Source organism: Variovorax sp. FW305-3-2-15-B-LB1, assembly GCF_058787635.1.
This window is the reverse complement of sequence record NZ_JBYSZY010000006.1, coordinates 179,383-186,210: the sequence shown is the minus strand read 5'-3', so window position 1 is coordinate 186,210 and position 6,828 is coordinate 179,383. Positions and strand designations below refer to the sequence as shown.

The 6,828-nt window shown below is 71.2% G+C and carries 1 protein-coding gene; it reads left to right on the top strand.

What is annotated here, in order from left to right; all coding sequences use genetic code 11:
- The first annotated feature begins 96 nt into the window (after positions 1–96).
- Entirely contained in the window at positions 97–6,813 is a 6,717-nt protein-coding gene (locus tag AC3WQR_RS06320) for a prealbumin-like fold domain-containing protein (RefSeq protein ID WP_492741463.1), read from the top strand.
- Positions 6,814–6,828: the final 15 nt, after the last annotated feature.

Sequence of the window (6,828 nt, the reverse complement as noted above, 5' to 3'; positions counted from 1 at the left end):
GGCGGGCAGAACGGGGGCACCGGCGCGACCTACGGCCGCGGGGGCGGCGGCGGCAATGGCGCGAACGCGGGCGTTGCCGGTTCGTCGGGCGGCGGCATGAGTGCGCTGTGGAATGGCGGCACGGAGTTTTCGGCGGCTGCCGCGCGGCTGATCGCAGGCGGTGGCGGCGGCAGCGCCTTCTGGACCGACGTCGGCAGCCCGGTGCCGGGCGGCGGCGGTGGCACCAACGGCGGCTCGTCCACCGGAACGGGCGGGCGGGGCGGTACCCAGGCCGCCGGCGGTGCGCGCGGCACCCCTAGTGCGGGGACCGTCGCGGCCACCTGTCCGGCTGGCACTGACGGCAGCGCCTTGCAGGGCGGCACCGGGTGCTCGGCGGTCGGTGGCACCCCCCTCCAGTACGAGGGCGGCGGTGGCGGTGGTGGCGGCTGGTTCGGCGGCGGCGGCGGCATGGCCCAGTGCAGCAACACGCCCAATCCCGTCTCGGTCGGCTGTTCCTACAACGGACCGGGCGGCGGCGGCTCGGGCTTCATCGGCACGGGCGTGACCGGCGGCGTGATCACCGCGGGAGCGGACGGCAGCTACTCGGCGGCTTCCAACCCGGCCAACCAGGGCAACACGCTCTACCAGGGCGGCGTCGGTGTGGGCGGAGCGCGCGCCTCGCTGACCGGCTCCACCGGCGGCAACGGCCTCGTCGTCATCCAGTTCAACGTGGTCAGGCTGCAGCTCGCGAAGGCCTGGTCGGCCGGCAGCAACACCGGCGACGTGGCGAGCATCGCCGCCTCCACGGGCGGTACCAACTTCTTCGGCGCCAGCAACACCTCGGCCTTCACCTCGACGGCGTCCACTGCCGCCTCCAGCTCCCTCGTGGGCGTGAACATCGGCAACGTCATCACGCTGCCCGCTGAAACACTGACCACCGGCACGCTGGCGAACTACAACACGGTGCTCTCGTGTACCGCCGGCGGCGGGGCCATGGCCAGCACGCTGAGCGGCACCAACGGACAGGTGAGCAACACGCTGACGATCGCCCTCGGCGACATCGGCAAGGACATCGTCTGTACCTACACCAACACGCGCAAGACCGCGACCCTGCAACTGGCCAAGTCGTGGAACCCCATCAGCGTGACGGGCAACGTGGCGAACATCGGCGCGACCACGGGCGGCGCGGCCAACACCGTGGCGTTCTCGTCGACGGCGCCGACGGCCAACACCAGCGCGACCGTGACCGTCGCGGCCGGCAACACGATCACCTTCCCCGCGGAAACCATGAACGGCGGCGTGCTGCCGAACTACACGACCGTGCTGTCGTGTACCGCCGGTGGCGGCGCGACGGCCAACAGCCTGAGCGGCACCAACGGCCAGGCGACCAACACGCTGACGATCGGCGCGGGCGACGCGGGCAAGGCCATCGTCTGTACCTACACCAACACGCCGAAGACCTCCACGCTGCAGCTGGTCAAGTCGTGGGGCGCCAACAGCCTCACGGGCAACGTGGCGAGCATTCCAGCCTCCACGGGCGGCACGAACAACACCACGGCCTTCACGGCCACGGCCCCCACGGGCGCGAACAGCGGCACCGCCGTGACCGTGGCCACGGGCAACACGATCACGCTGCCGGCCGAGACGATGTCGCCGGGCACGCTGGCGAACTACAACACCGTGCTGGCGTGTACGGCCGGCGGCGGCGCCACGGCCAATGCGCTCAGCGGCACCAACGGACAGAACAGCAACACGCTGCTGGTCGGCGCGGGCGACGCGGGCAAGGCCATCGTCTGTACCTACACCAACACGCCGAAGACGGCGACGCTGCAGATCGCCAAGGCCTGGGGCGCGAACAGCATCGCCGGCAACGTGGCGAGCCTGGGCGCGAGCACGGGCGGCGCGAACAACACCGCGGCCTTCACGGCGACGGCGCCCACGGGCGCCAACAGCGGCGCGGCCGTGACCGTGGTCGCCGGCAACACCATCACCTTCCCCGCGGAAACGATGCCGACGGGGACGCTGGCGAACTACAACACGGTGCTGGCCTGTACGGCCGGTGGCGGCGCCACGGCCAACACGCTCAGCGGCACCAACGGGCAGGTCACCAACACCTTGCTGATCGGCCCGGCCGATGCGGGCAAGGCGATCCTGTGTACCTACACCAACACGCCGAAGACGGCCACGCTGCAGATCACCAAGGCCTGGGGCGCCGGCGCCATCAGCGGCAACGTCGCCAGCATCGGCGCGAGCACGGGCGGCGCGAGCAACACCACGGCGTTCACGGCGACCGCGCCCACGGCGGGCAACAGCAGCACGGTGAACGTGGTCGCGGGCAACACCATCACGCTGCCCGCCGAGACGATGCCCACGGGCTCGCTCGCGAGCTACAACACGGTGCTGTCGTGTACGGCAGGGGGCGGCGCCACGGCCAACGCGCTGAGTGGCACCAACGGGCAGAACAGCAACACGCTGCTGATCGGTGCGACCGACGCGGGCAAGGCCATCGTCTGTACCTACACCAACACCGGCAAGCCCGCGACCCTGACCCTCGCCAAGCGTTCGCTCGGCGGCGTGGCCGGCTTCGACTTCACGGGCACCAACGGCGTGGCCGCGCACACCATCACCACCACCGTGGCCGGCACGGCCGTCAACGGGCCGCTGCAGACGCTGACCGCGACGGGCACGGCGACCACCTTCACCGAAACCTACACGCCGGCCACGGGCGTGCCCGACTACGTGATCACGGACGTCAGCTGCACGGGCATGGGCAGCGGCGGCACGGTGACGCGCGGGACCGCGCAGAACACGAACCAGTTCACGCTGAACGCCGCGGCGACGGTGGCGGGCTCGAACATCGTCTGTACCGTCACCAACGCCAAGGCGCCGACGGTGCAGCTGCGCAAGAAGTGGGTCAACGCGCTGGTCAACGACGCCTTCACGCTGACCGCGTCGGGCACGGTGCACCCGAACCACAACATCGGCTACGCCTTCAACCTGCAGGCCACGGCCAACACGCCCAACGAGACCGACACCGGCGGCGCGCAGCGCGTGGCGGTGGGCGACACCGTGACCCTGTCGGAGACGCCGTTCGGCACCAACGCCGGCTCGTACACCGCCAGCGCCTGGAGCTGCACCGGCGGCGGCTCGCTCAGCGGCAACCTGCTGACCCTGGGCAACGCCGATGCGGGCCTGCCGATCGTTTGCGAGATCACCAACACCGCGAAGACGGCGACCGTCACGCTGGCCAAGACCTGGTCGGGCGCGATCGTCAACGACGCCGTGAGCGTCACCGGCACGGGCCTCACCACGCTGGCCTCGGTGGCCAACACGGCCGCCGAGACCGACACCGGCACTGCGCAGGCCGTGCCCGTGGGCGGCGTCATCACGCTGGCCGAGAGCTTCACCACCGGCAGCGCCGCCAACTACACCAGCGCGCTGAGCTGCACCGGCACCAGCGGCCTGTCGGGCAACACGCTGACGGTGGGCGCGGCCGACACGGCCATCGTCTGTACCTACGCCAACACGCGCAAGACGGCGGCGGTGACCTTGTCCAAGAGCTGGAGCGGCGCCATCGCCGGCGACAAGGTCAACCTGACGGTCAGCGGCAGCGCCGCCGAAGTGACGGGCGCGACCGCCGGCACGTCGACCGCGCCGGCCACCACCACCAACGCCACGGCCACCGCGGCCAGCGGCGCCACGGTGACGCTGGCCGAAGCCTTCACCACCGGCAACGCCGCCAACTACACCACGACGCTGGCTTGTACCAAGGTGTCGGACGGCAGCGCGGTGACGGTGAGCGGCAGCGGCCTGAGCCGCACCTTCACCATGCCGTCGGACAGCGCGGTCAACTGCGCCTACACCAACACGCGCAGGACCGCGACGCTGCAACTGTCCAAGGCCTGGAGCGCCGGCAGCACCACGGGCAACGTGGCGAGCATCGGCGCGACCACGGGCGGCGCGAACAACACCGCCGCGTTCACGGCGACGGCGCCGACGGCGGGCACCAGCGGCACCGCGGTGTCGGTGGCCGCGGGCGACACGCTCACCTTCCCGGCCGAGACGATGTCGCCGGGTACGCTGGCCAACTACACCACCGTGCTGTCGTGTACCGCCGATGCCGGCGCCACGGCCAACACGCTGAGCGGCACCAACGGCCAGGCCAGCAACACGCTGCTGGTCGGCGCGGGCGACGCGGGCAAGGCCATCGTCTGTACCTACACCAACACGCCGAAGACCGCCACGCTGCAGATCGCCAAGGCCTGGGGTGCGAACAGCATCGCCGGCAACGTCGCGAGCATCGGCGCGAGCGCGGGCGGATCGAGCAACACCACGGCCTTCACCGCAACGGCGCCCACGGGCGCCAACAGCGGCACGGCCGTGACCGTGCAGGCCGGCAACACGATCACGCTGCCGGCCGAGACGATGGCGCCGGGCACGCTCGCCAACTACACCACGGTGCTGGCCTGTACGGCCGGCGGCGGCGCCACGGCCAACGCGCTCAGCGGCACCAACGGGCAGAACAGCAACACGCTGCTCATCGGCGCGGGCGACGCCGGCAAGGCCATCGTCTGTACCTACACCAACACGCCCAAGACCGTGACCGTGCAGCTGCGCAAGGCCTGGAGCGCGGACAGCACGAACGGCGACGTGGCCAGCATCGGCGCCACCTCGGGCGGCAGCAGCAACACGGCGGCATTCACCGCGACGGCCCCCACCGCCGGCAACAGCGGCACGGCGGTGTCGATGGTCGTCGGCGGCACGCTCACGCTGCCGGCCGAGACGATGACCACCGGCTCGCTCGCGAACTACAGCACCGTGCTCGCCTGTACCGCCGACGGCGGCGCCACCACCAACCCGCTGAGCGGCACCAACGGCCAGGCGAGCAACACGCTGGCGATTGCCGCGGCCGACGCTGGCAAGGCCATCGTCTGTACTTACACCAACGCGAAGAAGACGGTCACCCTGCAGGTGCGCAAGGCCTGGGGCGCGAACAGCGAAGCGGGCAATGTCGCCAGCATCGGCGCGACCACGGGCGCGACCAACAACACGGCCGCTTTCACCGCGACCGCGCCCACGGCCGGCAACAGCGGTGCGGCGGTGGTGGCGGCCGTGGGCAACACGATCACGTTCCCGGCGGAAACGATGCCCACCGGCACGCTGGCCAACTACACGACCGTGCTGTCGTGTACCGCCGACGGCGGCACCACGGCCAACGCATTGAGCGGCACCAACGGCCAGGCCAGCAACACGCTGGTGATCGGCGCGGGCGACGCCGGCAAGGCCATCGTCTGTACCTACAGCAACAACCGCCTGCCGACCGTGCAGATCCGCAAGCAGGCGCTGGGCGGCACGGGCACCTTCGCGTTCAGCGGCACCAACGGCTTCGGCTCGGACAGCATCAACGTCTCGGTGTCGGGCTCGACGGTGGTGGGCACCATCAAGACGCTCACCACGGCCAACACCCAGACGGTGCTGACCGAAGTCGCGGCCTCGATGCCCGGCGGCTTCGCGTTCTCGGGCGCGACCTGCACGGGCCTGGCGGGCGGGGCGACGGCGGCGGTCGATCTGGTGGCGGGCACCGTCACGCTGCCCGCGGCCGGGCTGACGAACGGCACGGCGGTGGTCTGTACCTTCACCAACACGCTCGCGGCCATCGTGAGCGGCCGCGTGTTCCTGGACAACGGCGTGGGCAGCGGCACGGCCAACGACGGCATCGTCAACGGCGGCGAGGGCCCGCTGTCGGGCGTGAGCGTGCGGCTGACCAACTGCGGCGCCACCGTGTACGCGAGCGCGCTCACGGATGCGTCGGGTGCCTACAGCCTGAGCGTGCCGGCCGGCGCGGCCACGGGCTCGGCGATGTGCGTGGAAGAAACCAACCCCGGCACGCGCGTGTCGACGGGCGCCTCGGTGGGCAATGTCGCGCTGCCCTCGGGCTCGGCGGTGGCCGCGGCCGGTGGCACCTACACCTACACGCGCACCGGCACGCCCGACCGCATCGCCTTCAGCTGGAACGGCACGGGCCACGCGAACCTGAACTTCGGCGACGTCGACAACAGCGCCTTCGCGACCGACGGCGCCAAGACCGGCCTGCCGGGCAGCACCGTGACCTACGCCCACACCTTCACGGCCGGCACGGCAGGGCAGGTGCGCTTCAGCGTGGCGAGCGAGACGGCCACGCCGGCCATCACCGGCTGGACGACGAAGGTCTTCGCGGACGTGGGTTGCACCGGCAGCCTGCAGCCCGGCGCGGCGCAGCTGTACCCGCCGAGCGCGGCGGCCACGCCCGTGGCCTTCGCGGGCAAGGTCTGCGTGATCGTGCAGGAGTTCATTCCCGCCACGGCGCCGCTGGGCTCGAACAACAAGGCGACGATCCGCGCCGACTTCACCTACACCAACGCGAGCCCGTCGCTCAGCGGCAGCTTCACGCTGGACGACCTCACGACCGTGTCGGGCGTGGCTCTGGAGCTGAAGAAGGAAGTGCGCAACATCACGCAAAGCGGCACCTTCGGCGTGAACAACCAGGCCAAGTCGGGCGAGACGCTCGAGTACCGCATCACCTACACGAACAACGGCGACGCGCCGATCCGCAGCATGGTCGTGAACGACATGACGCCGGGTTACACGACCTTCGTGAGCGCGACGACGGGCACCACGCCGGCGTCGCTCACGGGCTGCGTCAAGACCACACCGGCGAACGCGCCGCCGGCGGGCGCGGTGGCCTGCACCACCGTTCAACCCGCAGGCGGCACGGGCGCGATCGACTGGCGCTTCACGGGCACGGTCGAGCCGGGCGGCACGGGCTTCGTGCTGTTCCAGGTGAAGGTGGACTGAAGACCTGGCAGGGCC

What these genes read in the sequence shown, in the direction of transcription:
- AC3WQR_RS06320 (WP_492741463.1), top strand. Translation starts at nt 97, where the DNA reads ATGAGTGCGCTGTGGAATGGCGGCACGGAGTTTTCGGCGGCTGCCGCG.